This is a genomic window from Salinibacterium xinjiangense (genome assembly GCF_014645015.1).
GTDB lineage: Bacteria > Actinomycetota > Actinomycetes > Actinomycetales > Microbacteriaceae > Rhodoglobus > Rhodoglobus xinjiangensis.
In genome coordinates this window covers 656,819-681,499 of record NZ_BMLC01000002.1, presented here as the reverse complement: position 1 = coordinate 681,499, position 24,681 = coordinate 656,819, and the positions used below count along the sequence as shown (strand labels likewise).

Here is a 24,681-nt window from a genome sequence, read left to right as displayed (position 1 = left end):
GGGGCAAGCCCCGAAGCCTGTAGAAGAATAGCAGCTACCGCGCCAAACGACCAAGCCCAATCAACAAAGGACTCCATGAGCGACGCACGATTCGACGCAGATGACGAGATCAGGGACATCTCCGAGGTTCCCGCTGTCGAGTTGATCAACACGGTTGCGGTGCACTTCATGAGCGCTGCAGCGGTGAAGCTCGGGCTGTCAGACAGCCCGAACGCGACGGCCGACATCGACCTCGACGAAGCGCGCAAGCTCATCACGGTGCTCGCTGGCCTGGTGGTTGCCGCCGCTCCCGAGATCGGCGACCAGCACGCGCGGCCCCTGCGCGACGGCCTTCGATCGCTTCAGCTGGCGTTTCGCGAAGCGTCATCCATTCCGGATGCCCCGGGCAAGGGCCCTGGCGAGAAGCTCACCGGCGCCGTCAACTAGCGGATCGCCTGCAGCCCCAGCTCGATAAGTTCGTCGATGAGCTGCGGATACGCGAGACCGCTCGCCGCCCAGCACTTGGGGAACATCGAGATCGGCGTGAACCCCGGCATCGTATTGAGTTCGTTGACCACGAATTCGGTGCCGGTGTAGAAGAAGTCGACCCGCGCGAGGCCCGATCCACCGATCGCCTCGAACGAGCGGGCCGCGACTCTCTGCATCTCGGCGAGTTCGCCCTCGGTCAATTCGGCCGGGCACACCAGTTGCGCAGCCGAGTCGTCGATGTACTTTGCCTCGAAGTCGTAAAAGCCATCACCCTGGACGATGATCTCCCCAGCGAGACTGACCCTGGTGGCCGAACCGTCGCGTCCGGACAGCACGGCACATTCGAGCTCACGTCCGACGATGGCTCGCTCGATGAGCGCCTTGCCGTCTTCTGCCCACGCGGTCTCGAGTGCAGCATCCAGCTTCTCGGCGACGGTGACCTTCGTCACGCCGACGGATGAGCCGGCTCGCGCGGGCTTCACGAACACCGGCAGGCCCAGAGACGCCGCACGACCACGCCAGAGCTCGTTGTCTGCCGCCCACTGCGCCGGCGATACGGTCACCCACGGCGCTACCGTCACCCCGACCGCTTCGAGTGCGGTCTTCGTGAAGTGCTTGTCCATGCCGAGCGCCGAGGCCAGTACACCGTTTCCGACGTACGGCAGGCCGAGCAGTTCGAGCATGCCCTGCACCGTGCCGTCCTCACCGAAGGGCCCGTGCAGGATCGGGAACACCACGTCTACGGTGCCGAGTGAGCGGCGCTGCCCTGAGGCAGCCGTCACCGATAGCTCACGGGTGGCAGCAGAATCCGGCCAGAGCACGCGGCTGCCGTTGTCGGTGACCGCCGGCATCGCTGTCGGGTTGAGCGCGAAGAGCGCGGCGTCATCGGGCTGGAGTGTGAACGCGCCGTCCCTGGTAATACCGATCGGAATCACGTCGTACTTGTCGCGGTCGATCGCAGACAGTACGCCTCCAGCGGTGGCGCAGCTGATCGTGTGCTCGGCGGAGCGCCCGCCGAAAAGCAGCGCGACTGTCAATTTGGGCAACTATTCCCCCTGCGGGATGTCGTCGGTCGTGAGATGCGGAGCGATATCGCGCGGAGCCAGCGTACCGGCCAGTACTTCGGCCACCTGGCTGACGATCGGCATTTCGACGTTCTTGGCCAGCGCCAGTTCGAGGATCGGTGCCACGGATGACAACCCCTCCGCAGTCTGGTTCATCTGCTTGATAACCTCGCTGAAGCTGTACCCCTGCCCGAGCAGCCTTCCCGCGGTGTTGTTGCGGGAGAGCGACGACTCGCACGTGGCGATGAGGTCGCCGAGCCCGGCAAGCCCCGCAAGCGTCTCGGCCTTCGCCCCGTACGCGACGGCGAAATCCGTCATCTCGGCAAGCCCCCTCGTGATGATGGATGCCTTGGTGTTCTCGCCGTAGCCGACCCCATCGACGATGCCGATCGCCACCGCGATCAGGTTTTTCAGCACGCCGCCGAACTCGGTGCCGATCACATCGGTGTTCACGTACGAGCGGAAATAGCGGTTGGTAGACGTCATGGCGACGAGGGTTGCCGTGTCGAGGCTGTCTGACGAGACGACGGCGGCGGTCGGCCACTCCTTCGCGATCTCCAGCGCCAGGTTCGGCCCGGATACCACGGCGACCCGGTCACTATCGATGCCGAGTTCCTGGCGAATCACCTCGCTCATCCGCGCGCGGGTGCCCTTCTCGACACCCTTCATCAGCGAGACGACCACAGCACCGTCCGGGATGAGTTCGCGCACGATCCGCAGGTTCTCGCGAAGAGACTGGGCGGGCACTGACAGGTAGACCTGCTCGGCGCCATCCAGCACCTCGGGCAGTCTCGACGAGGCCCAGAGCCCGCGAGGCAGGTTGATGCCTGGCAGGTAGTCGCTATTGCGCTTGGACTGGGAGATCTCGCGTGCAAGCTCCGGTCGACGCGCCCACATGGCGACGTCTGAGCCACCATCGGCGAGGACTTTGCCGAAAGTGGTGCCCCACGACCCTGCACCGAGCACAGCGACCCTGCGAGCCTGCAGGGCCAGTGGTTCAGCGTTTGTCATTGAAGCGTCCGATCTCGGTTTGGCCATGCTCGGTGGGGTTCCAGCGTTGCGTCGGCGCTGCCTCATTGCGCAGCCCCTCGACGAGGGCGGTGATCGCGGTCATCAGCTTGAGGGTCGCCTCGGCCAGCACGCGCGAGTCGCGCGGCCGGTTGGCGAACTCGCTGAGGTCGACGGGTTCGCCGAAGACGATGTCGACCGACTTGCGAGGGAAGAGGCTCAGGCGGTTCGTCGACTGCGGCATGATCAGGTGCGCGCCCCAGCTGGCCGCAGGAATGAGGGGGATCCCCGCATCAAGTGCCGTGCGCACGGCCCCGTACTTTCCGCGCATCGGCCAGCCGTCAGGATCTCGCGTCAGCGATCCCTCCGGGTAAATCACCACGGCGTGACCGGCCGCAGCGATCTGCTGGGCCTGTCGGAGCGGGCCAGCCCCATCACGCGGGTTGCCTGAGCGTTCGACCGGAATCTGCTCGGCCTTGCGCAGAATCGCCCCGACGATGGGGATGCGGAACAGGGAGGCCTTGGCGAAGTAGCGAGGCATCCTGCCGGACTTCCACAGGCCGATCCCGATCACGATCGGATCGACGTTGCTGTAATGGTTGGGAGCCACCACGAACGGGCCCGCCTCCGGCACGTTCTCGAGACCGCGCACGCGATACCGGCCGACGATGTTCATGAGCGGAATGAGAACCCCCGCGAGCAACCAGAAGATCGCGGTCTTCTCCGACGTCGAGCGTGTCGACCCCGCCGTCGCTGGAACGCCTTCGGTCACCGTCGAACAGCCTTCATGAACCCAGCTCTCATGCACACAACCTAACGAAGAAGAGCTAGCCTTCGTAGACGAAATCGGCACCGAGCAGTTCGAGCTTGTCGATGAAGTGCTCGTATCCCCTGCTGATGATGCCCACATTGGTGACAGTCGACTGCCCCTCGGCGGTCAGCGCGGCGATGAGGTGGCTGAAGCCACCACGAAGGTCGGGGATCTCGATCTCGGCACCATGCAGTTTGGTGGGGCCTGTAATGACGGCGGCCTGCTCGAGAGGTCGACGGGGAACCCTGCGACTGATCGATTCCAGACCATCCTTGTGCACGACGATGTCTGCACCCATCTTGATCAGCGCATCGGTGAAGCCGAAGCGATTCTCATAGACGGTCTCGTGAACGACAGAACGCCCTTCGGCCTTCGTCAGGGCCACGATGAGAGGCTGCTGCCAGTCGGTCATAAATCCAGGATGCACATCGGTCTCGACCATGACCGGCTTCAGTGGAGTGCCGGGGTGATAGAAACGGATGCCGTCCTCGTGGATGTCGAACGCTCCCCCGGCCTTACGGAAGATGTTCAGGAACGTCATCAGCTCCTGCTGCTTCGCCCCGCCGACGAAGATGTCGCCCTCGGTGGCCAGCGCAGCGGATGCCCAGCTCGCGGCTTCGTTGCGGTCGAAGAGCGCGCGATGCTCGTAGCCGTGGAGCTTCTCAACCCCCTCGATGAAGATGACGCGGTTCGGCTCGACCGTGATGATCGCTCCCATCTTCTGCAGGATGGCGATGAGATCCATGATCTCCGGCTCGATCGCCGCATTCTTGAGCTCAGTGACGCCCTCAGCCAGCACGGCCGTCAGCAGCACCTGCTCGGTCGCTCCGACGCTCGGGTATGGCAGCTCGATCGCTGCACCCTTGAGGCCGTTCGGTGCCGTGAGGCGGATGCCTTCGTAGCTCTTGTCGACGACAGCGCCGAACGCTCGCAAGGCATCCATATGGAAGTCGATGGGGCGGTCGCCGATGCGGCATCCACCCAGGTCGGGGATGAGCGCCTCGCCGAGCCTGTGCAGCAGCGGGCCGCAGAACAGGATCGGGATGCGACTCGAACCCGCGAGGGCATCGATCTCGGCGAAGTGCGCTTTCAGCACGTTGCTGGGGTCGAGATTGAGTGTTCCGTTGCCGTCGTTCGACACCGCGACACCGTACGCCTCGAGCATGCCCGTCACGATGACGACATCGCTGATCGCGGGGACGTCTTTCAACACACTCGGTGTGTCGGCCAGCAGCGCCGCGACCATCGCCTTGGTCGCCAGGTTCTTCGCTCCCCGCACCTCGATGCGGCCTACGAGCGGTTTACCGCCGTTGATCACAATCTTGTCTGACAGGAGTCCCACCCTTTTTGCTGCCTTTTGGGCGTCTTTGGTAAGAGAGTTCATGCTCACCTCTGTATTGCTATCACTTAAGCCGTTGAATTTCGAATGTCCAGCTCAGCGAGCGGGAAGAGTCTTCGGTCGCCAGCTTTCACGCTTCGCCTCGAACTCGGTTATTCGCGCTTCATCGCGCAGGGTCAGACCGATATCGTCCAAACCTTCGAGCAAACGCCACCTAGTGTATTCATCGATCTCGAAAGCGAAGCCAGACTTGCCAGCCGTCACGGTTTTGGCTATGAGGTCGACTGTCACCTCCACGCCCGGCTGCTCATCGATGATCAGCCAGATCGTCTCGATGTCTTTCTCGCTGAGCTGGGCGGCGAGAAGCCCCTGCTTTCCGCAGTTTCCTTTGAAAATGTCTCCGAACCTCGAGCTCAGCACGACCTGGAATCCGTAGTCCCTCAACGCCCAGACTGCGTGTTCGCGGCTCGATCCGGTGCCAAAATCCGGCCCGGCTACCAGCACCGTGCCCTGGGTGAACGGCTCACGGTTGAGCACGAACTCAGGATCCTGGCGCCAACCGTGGAACAGGGCATCCTCGAATCCGGTCTTGGTGACGCGCTTGAGGAAGACGGCCGGAATGATCTGGTCGGTGTCGATGTTCGAGCGCTGCAGCGGAACCGCAATGCCCGTGACGGAAGTGAACTTCTGCATCAGGCACCTACCTTTGCGGCGGCCTGCGTTGTCGGATCAGACTGCGGCACGGGGCTGTTCTCCAGGTCCCAGGGGCTCGACAGGGTACCCCTGATGGCTGTCGCCGCGGCGACCAGCGGTGATACGAGGTGGGTTCTGCCACCCTTGCCCTGCCTGCCCTCGAAGTTACGGTTGGAGGTGGAAGCGCAACGCTCCCCCGGCGCGAGCTGGTCGGGGTTCATCCCGAGGCACATCGAACACCCGGCGAAGCGCCACTCGGCACCGAACGCCAGGACGATCTTGTCGATCCCCTCGGCCTCGGCCTCGATCCGCACTCGTGCCGAGCCGGGCACGACCATGACGCGCACCCCGTCGGCTTTGGTACGGCCCTCGATGATGGATGCGAACGCGCGCAGGTCTTCGATGCGGGAATTGGTGCACGAACCCATGAACACCGCGTCTACCCTGATGTCTTTCATCGGGGTGCCGGCATCCAGGTCCATGTACTGCAGTGCGCGCTCGGCTGCTGCCCGGTCGTTCACGTCGTCGAATGCTGCAGGGTCAGGCACGCTCTCGCTCAACGAGACGCCCTGGCCGGGGTTGGTGCCCCAGGTGACGAACGGCTCCAGCGTGTTTGCGTCGAGGAAGACCTCGGCGTCGAACACGGCTCCATCGTCGGTGGGGAGGGTGTCCCAGTATGCGACAGCGTCGTCCCAGTCCCTGCCCTCCGGCGCGTGGGCCCGGCCTTTCAGGTAGGCGTAGGTCGTTTCATCCGGCGCGACCATACCCGCGCGCGCGCCAGCCTCGATCGACATATTGCAGATGGTCATGCGACCCTCCATCGAGAGGGCCCGGATGGCGCTTCCGCGGAACTCGAGCACATAACCCTGCCCGCCGCCCGTACCGATCTGCGCGATGACCGCGAGGATGATGTCTTTCGCCGTGACGCCCGGTCGCAGGGTGCCCTCGACCGTGATCGCCATCGTCTTGAACGCGTTCAGCGGGAGGGTCTGGGTGGCGAGCACGTGCTCGACCTCCGAGGTTCCGATGCCGAACGCCATCGCGCCGAACGCGCCATGCGTCGACGTGTGGCTGTCGCCGCAGACGACCGTGATGCCGGGCATCGTGAGCCCGAGCTGCGGTCCGACGACGTGCACGATGCCCTGCTCGATGTCGCCGAGCGAGTGCAGGCGCACTCCGAACTCGGCGGCGTTATTGCGCAGGGTCTGGATCTGGGTGCGGCTGGTGAGGTCGGCGATCGGCTTGTCGATGGCCAGCGTCGGGGTGTTGTGGTCTTCCGTGGCGATCGTGAGGTCGAGCCTGCGCACGGGACGACCGGCCTGGCGGAGGCCGTCGAACGCCTGCGGGCTCGTCACCTCATGCACGAGGTGCAGGTCGATGTAGATGAGGTCGGGCGTACCGTTCTCGCCCTTGACGACCAGGTGGTCTTCCCAGACCTTCTCGGCCAGAGTTTTAGGAGTGCTGTTCATGCTCGTGTCCTTCGTCGATCGAGGGCCCGGCCTTCGTTCGTGTTGCTGTGCAACACCGCTCCGCGACGAGGGAGGCAGGTGGCTAAGCCTCGTCGCGGCAAGGAAGAAGAAGCCGACCGAAATACATGACTCGAGAGTATCACCCGGGGTGGATGCGGGCTCCTCAGCCCCGTTCGACCTGGATGACGAGATCGCCTAGCTCGAGGTCGGCGCCAGCGGGCACCGCAACCCGCTGCCCGGGTTCGACCTCTATCGCGCCCTCCCCGGCCGGCACCACCCAGACACCGTTGGTCGAGTCGAGGTCGAGCACCCAGAGGCCGTCGGCATCGACCTCGAGCATGGCATGAGTCTTCGAGACCGACTTGGCCGGGTCATCCACGGCAAGAACTCGGGCTGATGGATGATCGGCAGGAGCGACCGGGTTGCGACCCAGGTAGAGCTGCCCCTCAACGACGACCGGCTCGCCGCCCAGGATCACGAGGTGCCACCGGGGTTCGGTGTGACGCGAGACGCTGATGCTGGTGGCGTCGTCGACGCCCGGTACGGCAATCTCGGCGAGCGCAGTGCCGTCAGCGTCGAGCTGAGCGACGGTCGGGGTGGCTACCGGTAGAAAGCTCGAGCACCGCAGCGTTGGCCCGCGTGACGGTCTGGAGAATGGCGGTGGCGCTCGCGGGGGCGTCATCCATGAGCGCATCGGTGAATACGGCGATGGCCGCCTGGCTGGCCCGGTCGCCGAAGGCGTGCCCACCCATGCCATCCGCGATCACGAACAGCGGGGCAGACATCAGGAAACTGTCTTCGTTGATGCGCCTGACGGCACCGCGATCGGTGTGCCCCGAGAAACGGAACCGCACCGTGACCCCGGGCAGCGCAAACTCGCGACTGATCTCGACCGACATCCGGCTCTCCCCCGCTTGCCCTGCGCAACCCTTGAGACGCAGGTGTCTACACGGTACCAATCGCCGGGAGAAACCCTGCACCAGCAGGCATGGGCAGTGCTGCCCATGCCTCGGTGCGGTGCGTCGTCAGCGGTCGACCGACTCCGTCGATTTGCTCGCGCGGTTCTTGTCGATGCGGATTTTGACCAGGCTCGCGACCACGGAGATCGTCATCGCCGACAGGATGACCGCCAGCGACGCCCACGTCGAGATCTCGGGAGCCCACTCCACGTGCTCCCCACCGTTGATGAACGGCAGTTCGTTCTCGGCCAGGGCGTGGAAGAACAGCTTCACACCGATGAAGGCCAGGATGAAGGCGATGCCGTAGTGCAGGTATTCGAGCTTGTCGATCAGGTCGCCGAGCAGGAAATACAGCTGGCGCAGGCCCATCAGCGCGAAGATGTTCGCGGTGAAGACGATGAACGGATCGGTCGTGATGCCGAAGATCGCGGGGATCGAGTCGAGCGCGAACACCAGGTCGGTGATGCCCAGGGCAACGAAGACGACCAGGATCGGCGTGAACACTCTCTTGCCGTCGATGGTGGTGCGCAGCTTCGCCCCGTTGCACGACTGCCCGTTGTTGTCGAGTCGTGCGTTGACCGCATCCTGCACTGCTGCGTCGAGGTCATCGGTCGAGAGCAGGATGAACGGGTCTGAGCCCCCGAGTTCGAGCACGACCTTCTTCAGGTGCCGGCCTGCCAGCTCGGCCACCGCTGCGCCGGCCCGCTCAGAGCCCGTGACCGATACACCCTGCAGCCGGGGGTCAGCGATGACCGTCGCGATCTGGTCGTTCGAGGCGTAGATGTTGACGTACACCCCGGCGTGCGCCCCGACCTCGGCGGTGGCGTCATCGAAGATGCGCGCGATCGCCGCGGCGGATTCCGGACACTGCTGGGCGTGCTTCAGCAGGATCGTGTTGCCGACGACGATGTTCGGGCCCGCGAACCTGGCGACCTGGTAGTACGGGAAGTTCCACGGCATGATGCCGAGCAGCACCCCCAGCCCGGCGCGTCGGATGAACGCGGATCCGCCGCCATCGGCGAGCGCGATCGGCTCATCCGCGAGGAACGCCTCACCGTTGTCTGCGTAGTACTGGTAGATCGCGGCCGCGAAATCCACCTCACCGAATGCCTGGTCGAGAGGCTTGCCCATCTCGCGCACGATAATGCCGGCGAGCTCGCTCCACGGGGGCGGTGCTCCCTCCGTCGAAGGCTTGCTCAGGTTGTGCCGGAGCGGTGTGGACTCCGCCTCCGGGCTGGCGCAAACACAGCGCCCAGAGATCGTCGCCGATGGCGGCGGCGCAATGCTCGCAAATCATAGGTTCTCCCCGAGGGGGGCATGTGCTGCATGGTCTGCCGCTCTCAGAATGACGAAGACTGCCGCGTTGGCGAGCACTGCGAAGGCGATGATCAGGTACACACCGGGCCCGATGGTCACGGACATGTCGGGGATAATTTGCCCGAGGTCAAGGCCGCTAAGGTCGACTGAGCTTCCGCTCACGCCCACGCTCGACAGGTCGACCCCCTGCGGCAGCTCGACGACCCCCGCAGACGTGTCGATGCCGACCGACTTGAGCAGGTCGCCCGTAGACAGGGTCAGCGCGCCGATTTCGTTGAGGAGGTAGGTGGCAGCCTCGCGGCTGCTGACGAGCAACGCCATGAGAACGAGCCACGTGTCGGCGACCCACGCCAGCAGCACGGCGAGGGAGCAGAATGGGCGCATCGCAACGCTGGCAACCACAGAGCCTACGATGACGGCCGTTACGAGCAGAGCGATGTCGAGCCCCGTGCCGATCGGGTAGACCCAGAAGCGCGGGACGATGGCGGCGTTGATTGAGAGCCAGCCCGTAAAAATGCTCACCACTACGAGCACGCCGGCGACGGAGCCCAGACCAGCGGCAATGCGGCCGAGCGGCGTGCGCCCCCAGGCCGTCGAGAACCGGTCTGTGATGGTGCGGCGCGCAGCCGACGAGCTCGCAGCGTTGGGTGTGGCAAGGATCGGAGGCTGCACGGTGTCCCACGAATCGAAGCCCCAACTGTTGTCGGTTTTCATCGTCTCGGCGCCGACCAGGGCATCGGACGACGCCGCGCTCGACCAGTCGTCGAATCCTTCGTAGCCTGTCAGTGTTTCGCTCGCGGGCGCCATGTCAGCACGTTCACCCACGGGATGCTCAGAGTGTCGGCCGAAGCGCCGAACGAGCACCACGATGCTGAGGATCACGACCCCGAATATTGAGAAGACCGCGCCGACGGCGATCGCCACGCTCCGTGGTAGCCGACCATAGGTCGCCAGCGCATAACCGGCGGTGGCTCCAAACAACGCACCGGAGAGCACGATGAAGAGGATGCTCCGCCCACCAAGATCCCACAATGCCTGCATCGCTCCTACTTCCCTTTGCGTTGTGCGGCCAGTGCGAGCAGGATGCGCGCGCAAATCTCCTCCGCAGCCCTCGGGCCCTGTTGGCGCGTTACGTCGATTCCGGGGCGTCCAACGGATGCCGCCCACGACCCCGCGGGCGCTATCGCGTAGTCCGCCCACTCAAGCAGGCCGAGGTCAAGCGCCGAGTCGCCGGCGGCCGCCGTGGTCGTGGCGGACCAGAGTCGCGCCACATACTCAGCCGCCGCGGCCTTCGAGAGCGCGTCGGGGTGTAGATAGGTCCGCCGCCCGTCCGTGCGCGCCGTCCACCGTTGCTCGCGCGCAGACTCCGCGAGTTGCACCGCGTCATGGGCAGCAGTCTGCGCCGCGTCGTAGGTGAGAACGATGAGCAGGCCCTCTCGCACCGACACCGAGCGCGCGCGAACGTTGAGCCCTGTGACGACGTCATGGACGGGGGCGCTCAGCGCGATGCTCGCACTGAGGATGCGCCGCCACTCGATATCGGCGACGCCGTCGACGAGCACGGTGGCGCCTGCAGCGATGATCGCCACGGACGGCATTGTGCTGAACAGGGTCATACGCGCAAGCTGCTCAGCACTGCGCGCGGTAGTCGGCACGACAGCATCACCAAGTTGAACGAGCAGCTTGAGAGTCTGGTCAGTCGCAAACGCGACCCGGCGCTCTGCGGTGCTGTCAACGCACGTGCGCGGGCCCGTGCCCTGGCCGAACTCGCGCTCGGCGAAGACGAGAGTGTTGTCGATGTCGAGGAAGGCGACACCGCCGCCGGGTGTGCTCACTTCGTCCGTAACGAGCGGATGATGCCCACGGCGGAGAACAGCGAGTCGGGGTCGACGACTACGGGGGTGCCACGCATGGCAGCGAGAAGTTCGAGATGGACGGCATCCGGCAGCCCCGCCTCGCGCACGACCAGAAGCTCGGGCACGCGCCGCAGCAACACGCGCGTTGCCTCGCACACACCGGGTTTGATGAGTGCGTCTCGGTCCACCGAATAGCGCTCCCGGAGGCGTGTGAGTTCTGCCATCACGAGATCCCGTGATCCGGCGATGCGCGCGGGCACCACAAGTTCCTCGGGCGCAATGTCGCTGAACCATGCGGTGACCGAGTCGAGGAAGTCACGCGACCGATCTTCGCGCGCCCTCTCCGCGTAGAACCTGGCACCGTGGAAGCACCCCTCCGGGATGAACTTCGAACTGTGAGCAGTGCGAGAGATGAGGCCGGAGACTGTCGAGTTGAGGCATGCCGAGGGGATGAGGACATCGGCGTGCGTGCCCGCCCATGTCGCCGTCGACGCTGGGTCAGCGAGCACTCCGAGGTCAGGCCCGAACCCCTGCGCGCGCGCACCAAGGCCGGCGAGCGACCGCCGCAGTTCGGAACTGATCGAGCCCTTGCCCGTCCAGCCGTCCACGAACGCGATACCCGCAGGCTCGTGGTGGGCGCGCAGGTAGTCGAGGGCGACGGGGTCGAGACCCCGGTCGAGAATGATTGACATCGTGTAGTGCGCGACATCGAGGCCGTGCGCTGCCGCAAGCCAGCGGCGCACAAGCACGCCCGCAGGGGTGCCAGCCCGCGCGAGGGAGATCAGCACGAGTGATTCGCCACGCGCCACCAGCAACTGCTCGCCGAGGCGGGCCACGGCGACCGCGACTGTGCGCGACCGGGTCTCAAGCGCCGCGTCGAAAAGTGCGAGGTACTCGGCGTCGGGTGTGTACTCGATGGGCAGCGACTCAGAGTAATGATGCGTGGACTGGATCGCGAGCTCGCGCTCCACGCCCGACGACTCCGGCACCGAATCGGTCACATCGGTGAGCAGCCACCGTACGTCGCGGGCTGGGTAACTAGAGAAGTGTGGGCCTTCGAGCGGGACGGGCGACGTGATCTGCACCGACAGCACACGGCTCCCCTCAGCGAGGGATTTGAGCAGTGCCCGCGACGCCGCGAACGGCCCCCGCCTCGGAGCAACCACGACGATGACGTCATACTCGGCCGCCCGCACGTTATAGAGGAAGCGCGGGTAGTCGCCCTGGTCGGCATCGCCCGCGAACTCGATCACAGAGCGGATAGCGTAGCCGTCCTCATCGATCGCGGCAGCGGGCGAGCGTGTCGTCGAGCTCACGCGCGCGTTGAGGCCAGAAACAGCGAGAGCACTAGCGACTGCATGCGGTACGGCCATGAACTCCTCGATACCGATGACGAGCACGCTCGGCGAACCCTCAAGGAGCGTGTGAATACCCGCAGCGATGCCGCGTGCGGCCTTCGTCGCGCGGTCGCGGTCTGCTCGCGAGAATCCATCCTGTCCGTCGAGCACCGCGCCCGCCGGCCACACCACCGGAACCGTCTCGAGCGAGCCGCCTGCGGCTAGCTCGGCAGCGAAGCTGTGCTCCAGCCATGGCTTGAGCGCCCCCGCAGCGCTGCCCGGTATCTCAAGCGCGACCTCGCCAAGCGCCAGGAGGGTGAGGTCGACTCTAAGCTCAGCGGCCTCGCGCTTCATGGTGCCACGCTCCCGTGCGGGTCGGGAGTCAAGAAGACACGCAATCACGAACCTGCGGCAGTCGGCCACACCCATGAGGCTGCGGATGATGTTCATCGACGTGCGCCCCGTCGAGATCTCGTCGTCGACAAGCACGATCGAGCGCGCTGCCCGCACGATGGAAGGGTCAGTGGGGGCGAGGTGGTGGACGGTCGCGTGCGAGTGCTCCTCAACGAACGAGACGAGTGGGGCACGCGACGGGGCGCGCGTGCTGTGAGCATAGTGCGCGTCACCAAGCATCTCCGAGACACCATAGCCCAGCGCAGTGGCGGTCTCCGCGAACCCGATCACGAGCACGGGGCTGGGTAAGCCGAGGGCCTCGACGGCGGCGCCGAGCCGGTGGGCAGCGCCGGTCACATCAACGGGAGCCGCGGGGATGTGCTTGCCGAGCACCGTCGATACGATGAGCAGAAGCCGCTTTTGGTTGCGTCGTAGTGCAAGTCCAGCGAGAGACCGCACGTCGACCGCGTCGACCGCCGTCGACACTCCCGAGTAGCGAACTTCGGCGCGCTCCGCTATCCACGCTCCCGGCCACGTAGTCATAGCTGTGCCACGGTCAGCTCGTCGGCCTCCATGAGGAGGTCAACAAAATCGACCGCCGGCCGCAGCACCCCGAATACTCGCGCGCGCTGCAGAATGCCACGCGCCCACGCCATGTGTGGCCGCACCTCGTTCATCTTGTTGCCGGCAGGAGAGGCGAGCACCCCCCCATCGCTCTCACGCTCGATAATCGACATGGCGTCTTGGTGCTCTTCGTGGCTGACAACCGAGAACGCGTGTACGACACCGACGTGGCTTGGGTGGATCACGGTCTTGCCCCACAGGCCGTTCAGGCGGTCCATCGCGATCTCGGAGAGCAGGGCATCGAGACCCGACCGCATCATCGACTCACGGATACCCGTGGCGTGGTGATCGAGGAAGGGTGTGACTCTCAGGCGCGGTTTGAGCACGCGCTCCGCCTTCGCAAAATACTCCCACACTGGGCCCGAGACCGGGATAGCCCCAGACGCCGGACGCGCGAAGGTATTGACCACGTCACCGATGACGTCAGCCACGACCTTTATGTCGTAGATCGTGGTGTCCGGTGACCGACGCAGCCCAAACACTCCCGCAATATCAGCAACCCCAACACGGATGCACGCGATCGAGTCGCGCTCGCGGGCGAGCATCCGCGCTATCGACAGCAGAAACTCGCGCCGCGTCTCGATGTGAGCGAGCGCCGTCGACTCAAGGATCGGCATGCCGACTAATCGGCGCCCAGCGATAGCGGAGGCATTTGAGAGCTCCCCAAGCCACGCGGCGCCGTTGGTCGCCGGATCGAACTTGGGGAATGCGAAACCCGCGAGCTGCTGTGGCACCGCGTCGGCGAGCCCGAGCGCGCCCGCGATGTCGGACGGATTGCGCAGGCGCAGGAAGACTAGCGGAAGTTCGTGCTTGCTCGCGGCGAGATCTGCGAGCAACCGCGCCGCACGCGGGCGGGCGTAGAGGGCGTCGGAGTCAGTCATCGAGTCCTCGAAGTCAATGACCGCTGCGAATACGCCCCGCGCGCGCTGGCGCGCGAGGTCGTCAACTACCGCTGGTCGCGCAGCGGGGAGATATAACGTGGCGCCCAGCCACGATCCCAGTTCGACGGCCGTTACATCGCTCGCGATGTGCTGCGGCTGGTGGCCGAAGAGGACATCGCGAGCGGTGTCGGCCAGGTGATTGAAATGACGCACCTCAGCCCACGAGCTCGGCTTCGCCGCGAACTTGCTTCGTGCGAGTGTGCACGACACTCGAGATCCACCCGGCGGCGATGAAGCCCACACCGAAGAGGCCCGTGACGAGTTCGGGTACCTCCCAGCGGATCGTGATGAGCAGAATCACCGCAAGCGCACCCACCGCCCACAGCGCACCATGTTCGAGGTAGACGAATTCGCGCAGCGTCCCTTTCCGTACCAGGAAGATCGTGAACGACCTGATGTAGAACGCGCCGACGCCGAGGCCGATCGCGATAATGACCGGGTCTGACGTGATCGCAAACGCCCCAATAACCCCGTCGAACGAGAACGACGCGTCGAGCACCTCAAGGTAAAGGAAAAGAAAGAACGCAGCACGACCGGCGACCTTAGCCACTTGGTTGTTGCCGGACGGCACCGGCGAGTCACCGTCAGCCTCACCGTCCCCTTGTGACTTCTCGAAAATGCTGCCAAGCGCGCTGATGAGCAGGTAGGAGCCCAGCCCGATGACTCCCGCGAAGAGCACGGTCCCCCGGTTTTCCTCAGACGCGAGGAACTGCGCGGAGAGTGCGAGGACGAGAAGCGCCACGACGACCGCCGCATAGTCCAGGCGCCCGATGCGCTCGAGAGGCCTTTCGATCCACCGCAGCCAGCGCACGTCACGCTCCTCGAACACGAAGTTCAGGAAGAGCATGAGCAGGAAAATACCACCGAAGGCCGCGATCGCCGGGTGCGCCTCGTGCAGCACGTACGCATAACTGCCGGGCTCCTTGATGTCGCCCTTGTTGAGCGCGAGCGAGACCGCGTCCCATGGTGACAAGCTCGCGCTGACCCCGACGACGACGAGCGGGAACACGAGCCGCATGCCAAACACGGCGATGACGACGCCGACCGTCAGGAAGAGGCGCTGCCAGTATGCATTCATTCGCTCGAGAACCGTGGCGTTTACCACAGCGTTGTCGAACGAGAGCGAGATCTCGAGGACTATGAGAATTAGAACGAGGCTAAGCCCTATAGGTCCTCCGTAGAGGAACCCAAGGACTGCGCCAAGCGCGGTGATCCCGAAAGACCAGCCGAAGGTGCGAAGGATCACTGAGTGTCAACCGACGTTGATGCCGTAGCTGTGCAGCGCCGCTGCGAAGCCCTCCGGGAACCCGTCGCCAATGGCACGGAATTTCCATTCCACGCCGTCACGGTAAAGCTCTCCGAAGGTGAGCGCCGTGTCGGACGTGGCACCCTCGCTCAGATCGAAGCGGGCAAGTTCACGGCCGTCGGCATTGTTGACGACGCGGATAAACGCGTTGTCGACGACACCGAACGACTGGCCGCGCGAGCGGGCGTCGTGGATGCTCACGATGAAGACGATCGCGTGGCCGGCCTCCGGCACGAGGTCGAGTTCAACGATGAGCGACTCGTCGTCGCCGGGAAGCCGGCCGTCGCGGCTGTCACCGGTGTGTGTAACGGCGCCCGTTGGGCTCTTGAGCGCGTTGTAAAACACGAGGTCGTCGTCGGAGAGCGCCATGGCGTTCTTCCCGAGAATGATGGCAGAGGCATCGAGGTCGAAGTCGGCGCCGAAGCCCTCGCGCGGGTCCCATCCGAGGCCGACCGTGATCGAGGTGAGCCGCGAGGCGCCGGCCTCCTTGGTGAGGGAGACGCTTCCGCCTTTGTTGAGGCTGACAGACATATATTTTCCTTTTCTCTATGAATTCTTTATGAATTGGTGCTACGCAGCGTCGATGCCATAGGCGCCAAGCACACCAGCGAGACCGGTGGAGTAGCCGTCGCCGATGGCCTGGAACTTCCAGTCGCCGCCGTCGCGGTACACCTCGCCGAAGCTCAATGCGATATCGGATGAGGCGCCGTCGGTGAGGTCGAAGCGCGCGAGCTCGCGGTTGTCGGCATTATTGACCACGCGGATGTAGGCCGCGGTGACCGATCCGAACGACTGCCCGCGCTCGATGGCCTTATCGATTGAAGCGATGAATACGATCGAGTGCACGGAGGCGGGAACCGTTGTGAGATCGACGACAATCCGCTCGTCGTCACCGTCCCCTTCGCCCGTGCGATTGTCGCCACCGTGGCGCACTGATCCGCTCACGTGCGTAACGGCGCCGTAAAACACCAAATCGGTCTCGGACGCGACTTTACCGCTCGACCCGGCAAGCACTGCCGATAGGTCGAGATCATGGGCGAAGCCCTGCGACTTATCCCACCCGAGACCCACGGTGAGGGAAGAGAGCGTCGAGGCACCCGCCTCCTTTGTGAGCGAAACGCTTCCGCCCTTGCTGAGACTCACGGTCATGATGATGCCTTCCTTTTCGTGTGGAGCGTGTGCTGTCTAGAGTGCTGCGGCGGCGGCGGAAACAAGGTCGCGGATGCTCCGGCCGTCGGTCTTGGTGCCGATGGCAGTCATCTCCCACGAATCGCCGCTGCGGGCGAGCTTGGCCATAACCTGAGCGGTGTGCGGGCCCGAACCAGAAAGGTCGAAGCGCGCAAGCTCCGCCTCGTTGCTGCTGTTCACGAGACGGCAGAACGCATTCTCGATCTGGCTGAAGGACTGGCCGGAGTAGCTGCTGACCACAAAAACGAGGGTATGGGCGGCCAGCTGTAGCGACTCAAGCGCCACAACTATGGACTCGTCGTCACCATCTCCCGCACCCGTGGTGTTGTCGCCCATGTGTTTAATCGCGTCGTCAGCACTTGCGAGCTGTTTGAACCACACCTGATCGATGAGATTTCCGGCTGCGTCGAACACTAAGCACGAGGCGTCAAGGTCGATCGCCTGCTCCTTGTAGCCGCCGAAAAATCCACGGACTTTCATGGCATCCCATCCGAGCCCCATGCGCACGCTGGAGAGCTTTGTGGGGGAGGTCTTAGCCAGAGAGACGCTCTGGCCTTTGTTCAGGGTGACTGACATATTTATAGTGCCTTTCGGGTTGGGTAAATCTAGATGATTTTTTTCAGGTCGAGAACCCACTTGATCGGGTCGAGGATGCGGAACGGCGAGATGCCGAGGCGGCTGATCGACTCGCCGTCGGTCGACTCGCCGAGCACCGAGACCGCGAAGTAGCGGTGCGGGATAGGCTTTCCGCCCTCAAGGGCGTACACAAAGTCCTGAGCGCCGAGCTTGTGCAGCAGGCTCTCTACCTCGAGCGAGAGCAGCTCCCCGTCGACCTTGTCGTAGGTGCCCGAGTCGAGACTCGGGTCGCGGAGAAAGGCCGCGCCCGGGTTCGACATGATCGGCTTCCACTCCATGTCATCGACGTTGCGCAGCGCCTGGAGGGCGTCGAACTTTGACACGATTATAGCGAGCGCGGGAGATGCGTTGCCCATGAGGCGACGGATGTTGCCGAGCACGAGCCTCGGGTCACCGCCCGTGTTGAGCTGGTCGGGCACGAGGCCGCGCAGGTGCTCGCGGATCGCGGGGATTGCCAGAGGGTCGAACATGAAGAACACGCTGTCAGCGTGCCTGAGAAACGAGAGGCTCGTCATATCCTCGGAAGTGGCCTCCAGGTCCTCCCCTGCCACATCGCGGATGACGAGCATCCGCTGCGCACCCTTCAGGCTGCCCAAACGGAAGATGAGCGGGTAGCGCTGGGGCGGGGCCTCGGTGTTTGACCGGGGTGTGGCTTGGATAATCTTGAGCTTGCCAAACAGCGGATCCTGAAAATACATGCGATAGACGTCGCGCGACCGTGAGTCGGCGAAGTCAAGGCTCGTGTGAAGGTGCGTGAGCACATTGCGCAGTTGTTGCACGGCGACGGCAATGTAAAAACTCTTGCCCGACCAGCGCGCACCGCTCATAGCGATGGTCGTCACGTCGAACGAGCGCCAGTTCTCGGGAAGTGGAAAGTGGCAGTTGGCGCACGCTTCCTGCGCGATCGCGGCGCACTGCCGGCAGTGGATTCTCGCGGGGGGGGCCCAGTTCTGTGCGGCGTCGGCGGGCCGGGACAACAAAATTATGGGGCCGGAGTGCACCTCGGAACCGACGAAGCCTGATGCGACGGGGTCGAGCGCCTGTGTGCATCCGGACGCCTGGCAGATCCACGCGAATTCGCTCGCGCGCAGCTGCTCGAAGCAGCTGGGGCACGCGGTCATTCCGCTACCCGCTTTGCGTACGGGGTCCCGGGCACGAAGCACCCGGCAAGTAACGATTTGATGGTGCGGCGCAAGTTGGCAGGATCATACTCAAGGCGACCGGCGATGCCTTCCTCCGACCCAACGGGCTGCACCAATGTTGTCGGGATACCCGCCTCTCCCTGCAGGCGAACGGCTTGGACGTCGGCGAACAGCACAAGGTGGCGTGCCTCTCCCTCAATGCCGTCGGCTAGCCTCAGCTCGGGCAGGTCCGACGGTAGCCCGTCCGTGAGCACCCACGTCACGGTGTTCTCGTCTGGACGGTGCCCGATGAGGCCCGGGTCTGCCGATCGGAAGCCCGTACTGAGCGTGGCGGAGATCTGAGCACGCCTAACATCGGCGGCGAGGGTCGCCCGGGAGTCGGAGATGATCCACTCAACGGCGTTGCCTACGAGCGCCGCGCGTACCGTCCGGTTCGGTGCGACGACCGAGGAAAGGCCCGCGAGAACCTCAACGAGAGCCCCCACCCCGCCGTCGTTCGTGGGAGCGAGCATGGACGCGGAGCCATCGATAACCACTGCCATGTTGATGGCCGCGGTGGGATCGACGGCACTCACACCGAGGATCTCACGCGTGGCGAGCTGCGCGAGCAGCGCGAGACCGGTGAGTGGGGGTCGCTCGCCGTTGCTCTCGTCCTCGTAGACCACCGAGACGACGCCGTCGGCGACGCGCAGCGCGGCAAGCTGACGGCTCGGGATACCCGAAACCTCGATCTTCGCGACAAGCGTCACAGCGTCGGCATGCAGCGCACCCTCGTAAGCGATGGTGAGGTCGAGCACGGTATTGGCCGGGAACACACCGCCGCTGAGACGAGAAACCGTGACCGACGTGTAGTCGGCGAGCTTGGGGATCACGAGGGTGCCCCGTCGCGTGACCGTTCTGCCAAGGGGCGCACCCGTGACGTCGGTGGCGGCGAACAAAACCTCGCCGGTCAGGGCGCCAGCGTGCACCTGGAAGCGCAGCGGTCGGTTCGCCTCCAGCTTCGCGGGCGTGTTCGGTTCGAGCACGTAGGTGGGCATCAGATGTTCTCCTTGTCAGAGGCTGTGATTCCGAAAAGTCTGCGACGACTGGCACGCGTTTTGCCCGGCGCTGGACCGAACGACTTGAAGTACTTCCACCAGTCGCGCGCGAAACGGTCGAACTCAACGACCCTCTTATCGCCGAGACGACCGGTGGGGATCATGGCGAGAATAAGGTTTTCGGCAACGCCGAGATCCCACTCAAGCTTGCCGACGCCCTCCTCGGCGAGGCTCGTCGCGACAACGACGATGAGGCGCCCGTCGCTGTCATCGTCGCACGCGCCCGCAAGCCTCGCGATGCCTCGTTGACCGTCGAGAGGAGGCACGGGGCAATCGGGCGCCCCGAGTAGCGCTAATTGCACGGCCCGCGGGAAATCGAGGGGAGAGAAGGCCCCGGCGGCGGCGTGCAGTTTTATGGTCACTTCGAACGCATCGAGGGTTACTCTGCCGAGCGCCGAGCGCAGGAAATCGAAGCGCTCCCGCGTGAAGTCGTACTCTGGTCTGCCCGAGATGCCCATGATATAGGAGGAGATAAGTGTAACGCCGTCCATCCAGTTCGGCGCGACCTTGAAGAGCTCCGCCGACGTCTCGAAGGTCTCCCATGCTTCGGCCCTGGACATGGTTCCACCCGCCGCGACGCGCACGGCGAGCATCCGTGCTTGACTCACAGCTAGCAAGGGTGCGGCGCCCACACGGTCGGAGGTAAGCGCGATGAGGTTGACGAACTCGGTCAAGTCGGGGCCAGGGGCGACGTCGATGAGCGCGCGCATCACGAGGTGAGCAGGAACTCCCCCCGGGTGGTGTGCTTCGACGGACAGCACCTCGCGCGCACTCCACGGTAAAGCGGCATCGACAAGGAACAGGGAACGTGGATTGTCCTCACCCGCGGCGCCGCGCTGCAGGAGGGCAAGCCACGACGCCGCCCGCACCGAGCGTAGCTCGGAGCGACCTGTGGCGCATCCCTCGATCACGTACTCGAGATCGAGGTCGGAGAGCGGGCGGCCAGTGTCGAGTGCCGGCGGCACAGGGAACAGCCACTGCACGACGGAAGGCGCAACGCGGGACCCCGCCAGACCCACCCCGGTTGCGAGCGCTGCTTCCACGAGCGGGCGCACCCAGTCGCCCGCGAAAGCCTCGGAGACCGGCCCGACCGAGCCCACGAAAGTGGGACCGGTCAGCGGGTCGAGCAACACGGGCAGCACGCGCTCGCGCACGAGCGTTTCGAGCGGCGCCTGCAGCGCGACATCGCCGGGAGCCACGAGGCCGGACGCGATGATCCAGTCGGCCAGGCGCAGGACCTCACGCGGCAGAGTCGACGAGACCTCGCCGGCGCCGAGACGGCGCACGGCGGCCAGGGCGCGCTGCGAGACGGAGTCGCCGCTGCCGGTCGACGCCCGATACACGGGGGCCAGGCGGGCGTCCGACAGGAACTCGGGGCTCTCGAGCACGCGCTCCTGATAGACAGCGACAGCGAGGTCGTGCATGATCGGGCTTGACTCGGCGGAGGTCGCCTCGACTTGGTCGAGCGCCTGCTGCACGGTCGAGCCGAACAGTCCCTGGGTTGCGGCAGATATCGCAGCCCACATCGCGGGATGGGTGCGCAGGCCGGCCGGAGACGTATCGCGCAGCACGCGCGCGGCCTCCCGCGTGCCGTCGGCGAGGTCGTCTGGCATGAGAGCAACGACCATGGCCAGCGGCCATGCCGGGGCGAGGTCGGTGTCGGCGAGCTCGGTGCACACGGCGTCGAGCCGGTCGAGCACGGCGCTCGCGAGGTCAGGTTCCTGCAGGGCCACCTCGGCGATGACCGACCACTCCGTGACGACGATCACGGCATCGCCGACGCGGTGGGGCTCGCCGTCTAGATCGCCGAGCGAGGGGGTTGTGCGGTCGTCGATAACGACGACGTTGTCGATCTTCACCGCGGCCTCGGCGTCGGCGTGCGGCACTCCGACAATCAGGGCGCCACGACGCAGCACCGAGCCGAGGCCAGCCGTACGTTCGAAGACGGAGAACGGCAGGCCGCGGCTCGTGCGCGGCGCCATGAGCTGCGAGACTGCGCCGATCCAAAGGGCTGCGACATCCGGGGTCTCGGTCACGATGATGACGCGCGGTCCGCCCGCTACGGCGGCCGCCACCGCGTCGAGGAGCACGGTGAGGGTGGCACCGCGGAAAACAACTGGGTCGAGGAGGAAATCGATGATGCTCGCTCGCGCGACCGCAGAACCCACCGACGGTGCACCCGGTTGCACGGCGGCCGCGAGGATCTCCTGCTGGCCGAAGGGTGTGAGCCAACTCGGCGAACGCCACAGCGTGATCGGCCGCAGCGACGGCAACTGCTCATCCGGGCGTCGATCGAGCAGCACGTGGCTGAACACGTTGCCGGGCCGGCCCGTTCCGTCGAGGCCGCTCGGCACGGAGTGCCAGTACCCATAGCCCTTCGACTCACTCACCGGCGCGTAAGTGAGGCGGCGCGGAAGGTTCGCGATCTCGTCGTGGCTGGGGAACTGCGGGATGTCATCGATCGCCCCGAAAAGTGTCACAACGCGCGAGCGCAGGCCCTCGGTCTCGGCAGTGGTCAGCACGCCGGAAACATCCTTGACGCCCCATCCGCCGGCAGCGCCGGTGCCTGCGTCGAACGACGCATAGGTCAGTTGTGGCCAGCGCTCGTCAGCCACCGATCAGGCCGCCGATCCTGCCCATGAGCGACTCGAGCCGCAATGTCGACGGGGCCGGGTCGACGAGGGCGAGGAGGACGTTACCGTCGGGCGGGAGGTCGGCGAAGACGCGGACATAGCCACGCGGCTTGCCGACCTCTAGCTTCCAGGTATCCGCCGGGGTCCTCCACGCCTTGCTCACGACGTTGCCGAGCTGGGAGAACCCCATGCGCTTCGCGCGCGGGCTTCCCTCGACGGCCTCGGGCGCTACGGTTAGTACCCGGCCGTCGGCCTTGCTGAGCGGCATCCGATCGGGGTTGTGCACGAGCACGAATCCAGGAGGCCCGCTCATTTCCTCCTCGGACCGAAGCGTGACGGAAACAGCCGTGATGGTGCCCGTGAGACCGCGCAACTGCCTGACATCGTAGCGCAGGCGGAAGAGGCGGTCGTAGCGCACAGTGGCCGGCGGACCCACCACGCGCTGCCCGGCGAGGAACGCCACGGCGACGAGGTGGATGTCGCAGCCCTTGGGGGACAGCGGACGCGGGAAGGTGAGACCGCCCTGCTGCACGTACTGCTCCTGAGTGATCTCGTGGGCCTGATTGCTCTGCGTCGCTACCTCAGCGGCCTGATCAGTCACGCCCTCGTAGACAAAAACGGATGCAGCGCCCTGAGGCCACTCGAAGGTGAGGATCTGCTTGTTGACCCGCTCGACGATCTTCGCAATCTTGATGCGGGGCGGGTCGACTGCCGCGACCGACGTTCCCACGAAGGCCTGCCCGTTGAGCAGCGTAACCGGCGTGAAGTACGCGAACTTCCACTCACGTGGCCACGGCACGTCTAGCATCTCGGCGGTGCCATCGATGGAGCGTGAGATCGGGTGCGCGAGCCGGGCCTGCGTGACAAGGCCCGCCTGCTCGAGGGCGGATTCGCTCAAGGCCCTTCGGTCGACTCCCGCTTGAGGCGACTGCTCCGTGCGGTAGATCGCGACCTGGCCGCTTTTGGGCGTGGTCCAGGTGAGGTCGAACTGGGGCTCCTCATCACCGTGCCGCTTAATCACGAGATCGAGCACCGGCTCGAGCACGTCGGGCACGTCGACGATCTGCACCACGGGCACCGAGCGCTGGCGAGTGCCGTCGACAGGCGCCTCGGCAACGGTCTGGTACAGAAAGCACTTGCCCCGGATATCCGGATCCGAGTCAACGAAGCCGCCCAGGTTATCCGACCCGGAGAGGATCTGGTGCTGCGGCGCCATCGACTCCTGCGCCGCACGCTCGCGCGGAACGCGGAAAATGAGCACGCGAGTCGTCTCCGGCCACGTCTCCCACTGGCCGATGACCTTTTTCTCGTCGACACGGATCTCAACCCGGCGTGGCGGCGCCACGAAGGAGGCATGCGCGTGCAGCACGGGCTGCGACGCCTTGGACTCCTCGACGCTCGTGCCCGAGTTCGCCCAAACCTGCAAATGGCGCACGGCCGAGCCGAACGGACGGGAGTCTTTCACGGAGGTTTTGGCAGTCGAAATCACGAGGTCGGCCGTGTCAGGGTTGAACGGTGCGTACTGGTCGCCCGACACGACTCGGTATAGGACCACGGGATCGGCAGTTGAGAGCGCGTCCCATGCCAGCAAGAGCCCAGTCTGCTCGGTACCACTGCCGCGCAGCGCAAGCACTTCCTCGCTAGCACGCGAGAAGTCGAAGCCCTCGTAGCCCTCGGGCGCCACATCGTGCACAGGCGCCGTGGTCGACGATGCTGAAAACGTCGGCTCCATTTCGGGCCCGGCTGCGGCCTGTGCGTCGGTGCTCGGCAGCGCAGGGGGTGGAGGTGCGATCGCGGCTCTTGGCGCGGCCGCGACTGCCGCGACGCTCGTCGACTTCGAGGCTATTCCCCCGAGCACCCCCGCGATATCTCCGGCGAAGCCCGAGAGCGAGGCGGGAATGAATGGCGCGACTTCCGGCTCGGTGACGACTTCCGAACCGGAGATCCGGCGTAGGGTCGATTCTCTGATATTACCTACGCTTTCCGCTCCCGACTCAATGGCCGCCGTGCGCCAAGCCTTGAGTGCCTCGAAGCGCGCGTCGGCGAGGCTCGGGGCAGCAATGTCACCTGCATTCGGCGGTGGCGAGGTGGCGACCACCGCCGCTGGTTTCACCGGAGTGGGAGCTGCTGCGGAGTCGGCCGGTGCCTTGAGGTGATTCGGCAGGTCTGGCAGAATCACGCTCATTTTCCACTGTTTCACGAAGAAGTTAAGGGTGGGCGCCCATGCCGCTACTGCGCTATCGTTCGTCGACTCGAGGAAGGATTTGGCGTGGGAACCCGCCTCGGAGAGCTCTCTAGCGAAGTCGTCCGACGGCACGGGGTGTCCGGCGGCAGCGGCCTCGGTACGCCACCGCGTGAGGACTTCTAACCTCTGGTGGGGAGTGGCCTGTGGCATATGAT

The 24,681-nt window shown here is 65.1% G+C and carries 23 protein-coding genes; 2 read left to right on the top strand and 21 right to left on the bottom strand.

Translation table 11 applies throughout. From position 1 onward, the window contains the following. Positions 1-75: 75 nt before the first annotated feature. Positions 76-426, top strand: coding sequence for a DUF1844 domain-containing protein (locus IEW81_RS09960; RefSeq protein WP_097059740.1), 351 nt, complete (start codon positions 76-78; stop codon positions 424-426). On the opposite strand, the gene IEW81_RS09955 is transcribed toward IEW81_RS09960, so the two are convergent. The 7 genes from IEW81_RS09955 to IEW81_RS14530 form a co-directional block, all read right to left on the bottom strand. Further along, a complete protein-coding gene (locus IEW81_RS09955; RefSeq protein ID WP_097059739.1) occupies positions 423-1,514 on the bottom strand; it encodes a D-alanine--D-alanine ligase family protein in 1,092 nt (363 codons plus the stop codon). The genes IEW81_RS09960 and IEW81_RS09955 overlap by 4 nt on opposite strands. Continuing rightward, positions 1,515-2,543 carry an NAD(P)H-dependent glycerol-3-phosphate dehydrogenase gene (locus IEW81_RS09950; RefSeq protein ID WP_097059738.1) on the bottom strand — a complete coding sequence of 343 codons (1,029 nt, stop codon included), beginning with the start codon at positions 2,541-2,543 and terminating at the stop codon, positions 1,515-1,517. Then, positions 2,530-3,312, bottom strand: coding sequence for a lysophospholipid acyltransferase family protein (locus IEW81_RS09945; RefSeq protein WP_229671343.1), 783 nt, complete (start codon positions 3,310-3,312; stop codon positions 2,530-2,532). Before IEW81_RS09945 ends, IEW81_RS09950 begins: the two co-directional genes overlap by 14 nt. A gap of 55 nt (positions 3,313-3,367) precedes the next feature. Further along, positions 3,368-4,735: a UDP-N-acetylglucosamine 1-carboxyvinyltransferase gene (gene murA / locus IEW81_RS09940; protein WP_097059858.1), complete on the bottom strand. Its 1,368-nt coding sequence runs from the start codon at positions 4,733-4,735 to the stop codon at positions 3,368-3,370. Between the two features lie 51 nt (positions 4,736-4,786). Then, positions 4,787-5,383, bottom strand: coding sequence for a 3-isopropylmalate dehydratase small subunit (gene leuD / locus IEW81_RS09935; RefSeq protein WP_097059737.1), 597 nt, complete (start codon positions 5,381-5,383; stop codon positions 4,787-4,789). Beyond that, positions 5,383-6,852: a 3-isopropylmalate dehydratase large subunit gene (leuC, locus tag IEW81_RS09930; RefSeq protein ID WP_097059736.1), complete on the bottom strand. Its 1,470-nt coding sequence runs from the start codon at positions 6,850-6,852 to the stop codon at positions 5,383-5,385. Before leuC ends, leuD begins: the two co-directional genes overlap by 1 nt. A 163-nt stretch (positions 6,853-7,015) precedes the next feature. Further along, entirely contained in the window at positions 7,016-7,231 is a 216-nt protein-coding gene (locus tag IEW81_RS14530) for an FHA domain-containing protein (protein WP_229671342.1), read from the bottom strand. A gap of 21 nt (positions 7,232-7,252) precedes the next feature. Here IEW81_RS14530 and IEW81_RS14525 point away from each other — a divergent pair, with 21 nt between their 5' ends. Further along, complete coding sequence (locus IEW81_RS14525) at positions 7,253-7,462, top strand: hypothetical protein (RefSeq protein WP_229671341.1); 210 nt, start codon at positions 7,253-7,255, stop codon at positions 7,460-7,462. Here the strand turns inward: IEW81_RS14525 and IEW81_RS09920 are convergent. The 14 genes from IEW81_RS09920 to IEW81_RS09855 form a co-directional block, all read right to left on the bottom strand. Further along, positions 7,422-7,751 (bottom strand): PP2C family protein-serine/threonine phosphatase, encoded by a 330-nt coding sequence (locus IEW81_RS09920; protein ID WP_179691761.1) that lies wholly within the window; start codon positions 7,749-7,751, stop codon positions 7,422-7,424. The two genes, IEW81_RS14525 and IEW81_RS09920, sit on opposite strands and share 41 nt — an antisense overlap. 126 nt (positions 7,752-7,877) lie before the next feature. Continuing rightward, complete coding sequence (locus tag IEW81_RS14520; protein ID WP_143544622.1) at positions 7,878-8,942, bottom strand: aldehyde dehydrogenase family protein; 1,065 nt, start codon at positions 8,940-8,942, stop codon at positions 7,878-7,880. Positions 8,943-9,104: 162 nt separating this feature from the next. Then, positions 9,105-10,169, bottom strand: a complete 1,065-nt coding sequence (locus tag IEW81_RS09910; protein ID WP_097059734.1) for a hypothetical protein — start codon at positions 10,167-10,169, stop codon at positions 9,105-9,107. A gap of 5 nt (positions 10,170-10,174) precedes the next feature. Further along, the gene (locus IEW81_RS09905; protein ID WP_097059733.1) at positions 10,175-10,963 is read right to left on the bottom strand and encodes a hypothetical protein; all 789 of its coding nucleotides are present in this window, start codon (positions 10,961-10,963) and stop codon (positions 10,175-10,177) included. Continuing rightward, positions 10,960-13,257 carry a phosphoribosyltransferase domain-containing protein gene (locus IEW81_RS09900; protein ID WP_097059732.1) on the bottom strand — a complete coding sequence of 766 codons (2,298 nt, stop codon included), beginning with the start codon at positions 13,255-13,257 and terminating at the stop codon, positions 10,960-10,962. Before IEW81_RS09900 ends, IEW81_RS09905 begins: the two co-directional genes overlap by 4 nt. Then, on the bottom strand, positions 13,254-14,489 hold the full coding sequence (locus IEW81_RS09895) for an HpcH/HpaI aldolase/citrate lyase family protein (protein ID WP_179691760.1): 1,236 nt from the start codon (positions 14,487-14,489) through the stop codon (positions 13,254-13,256). Before IEW81_RS09895 ends, IEW81_RS09900 begins: the two co-directional genes overlap by 4 nt. Then, a complete protein-coding gene (locus tag IEW81_RS09890) occupies positions 14,434-15,525 on the bottom strand; it encodes a DUF475 domain-containing protein (RefSeq protein ID WP_097059730.1) in 1,092 nt (363 codons plus the stop codon). The genes IEW81_RS09895 and IEW81_RS09890 overlap by 56 nt, the downstream gene beginning before the upstream one ends. Positions 15,526-15,531: 6 nt before the next feature. Then, positions 15,532-16,116 carry a TerD family protein gene (locus IEW81_RS09885; RefSeq protein ID WP_097059729.1) on the bottom strand — a complete coding sequence of 195 codons (585 nt, stop codon included), beginning with the start codon at positions 16,114-16,116 and terminating at the stop codon, positions 15,532-15,534. 39 nt (positions 16,117-16,155) lie between these two features. After that, positions 16,156-16,734: a TerD family protein gene (locus tag IEW81_RS09880; protein ID WP_097059728.1), complete on the bottom strand. Its 579-nt coding sequence runs from the start codon at positions 16,732-16,734 to the stop codon at positions 16,156-16,158. A 36-nt stretch (positions 16,735-16,770) separates the two neighbouring features. Continuing rightward, positions 16,771-17,349, bottom strand: coding sequence for a TerD family protein (locus tag IEW81_RS09875; protein WP_097059727.1), 579 nt, complete (start codon positions 17,347-17,349; stop codon positions 16,771-16,773). 29 nt (positions 17,350-17,378) lie between these two features. After that, positions 17,379-18,530 carry a TRAFAC clade GTPase domain-containing protein gene (locus IEW81_RS09870; protein WP_097059726.1) on the bottom strand — a complete coding sequence of 384 codons (1,152 nt, stop codon included), beginning with the start codon at positions 18,528-18,530 and terminating at the stop codon, positions 17,379-17,381. Beyond that, positions 18,527-19,588 (bottom strand): hypothetical protein, encoded by a 1,062-nt coding sequence (locus IEW81_RS09865; RefSeq protein WP_097059725.1) that lies wholly within the window; start codon positions 19,586-19,588, stop codon positions 18,527-18,529. The genes IEW81_RS09870 and IEW81_RS09865 overlap by 4 nt, the downstream gene beginning before the upstream one ends. After that, positions 19,588-22,263, bottom strand: a complete 2,676-nt coding sequence (locus tag IEW81_RS09860; protein ID WP_097059724.1) for a GAP1-N2 domain-containing protein — start codon at positions 22,261-22,263, stop codon at positions 19,588-19,590. Before IEW81_RS09860 ends, IEW81_RS09865 begins: the two co-directional genes overlap by 1 nt. Next, positions 22,256-24,676, bottom strand: coding sequence for a SaeA-related protein (locus IEW81_RS09855; RefSeq protein ID WP_097059723.1), 2,421 nt, complete (start codon positions 24,674-24,676; stop codon positions 22,256-22,258). The genes IEW81_RS09860 and IEW81_RS09855 overlap by 8 nt, the downstream gene beginning before the upstream one ends. Between the last annotated feature and the right edge of the window lie 5 nt (positions 24,677-24,681).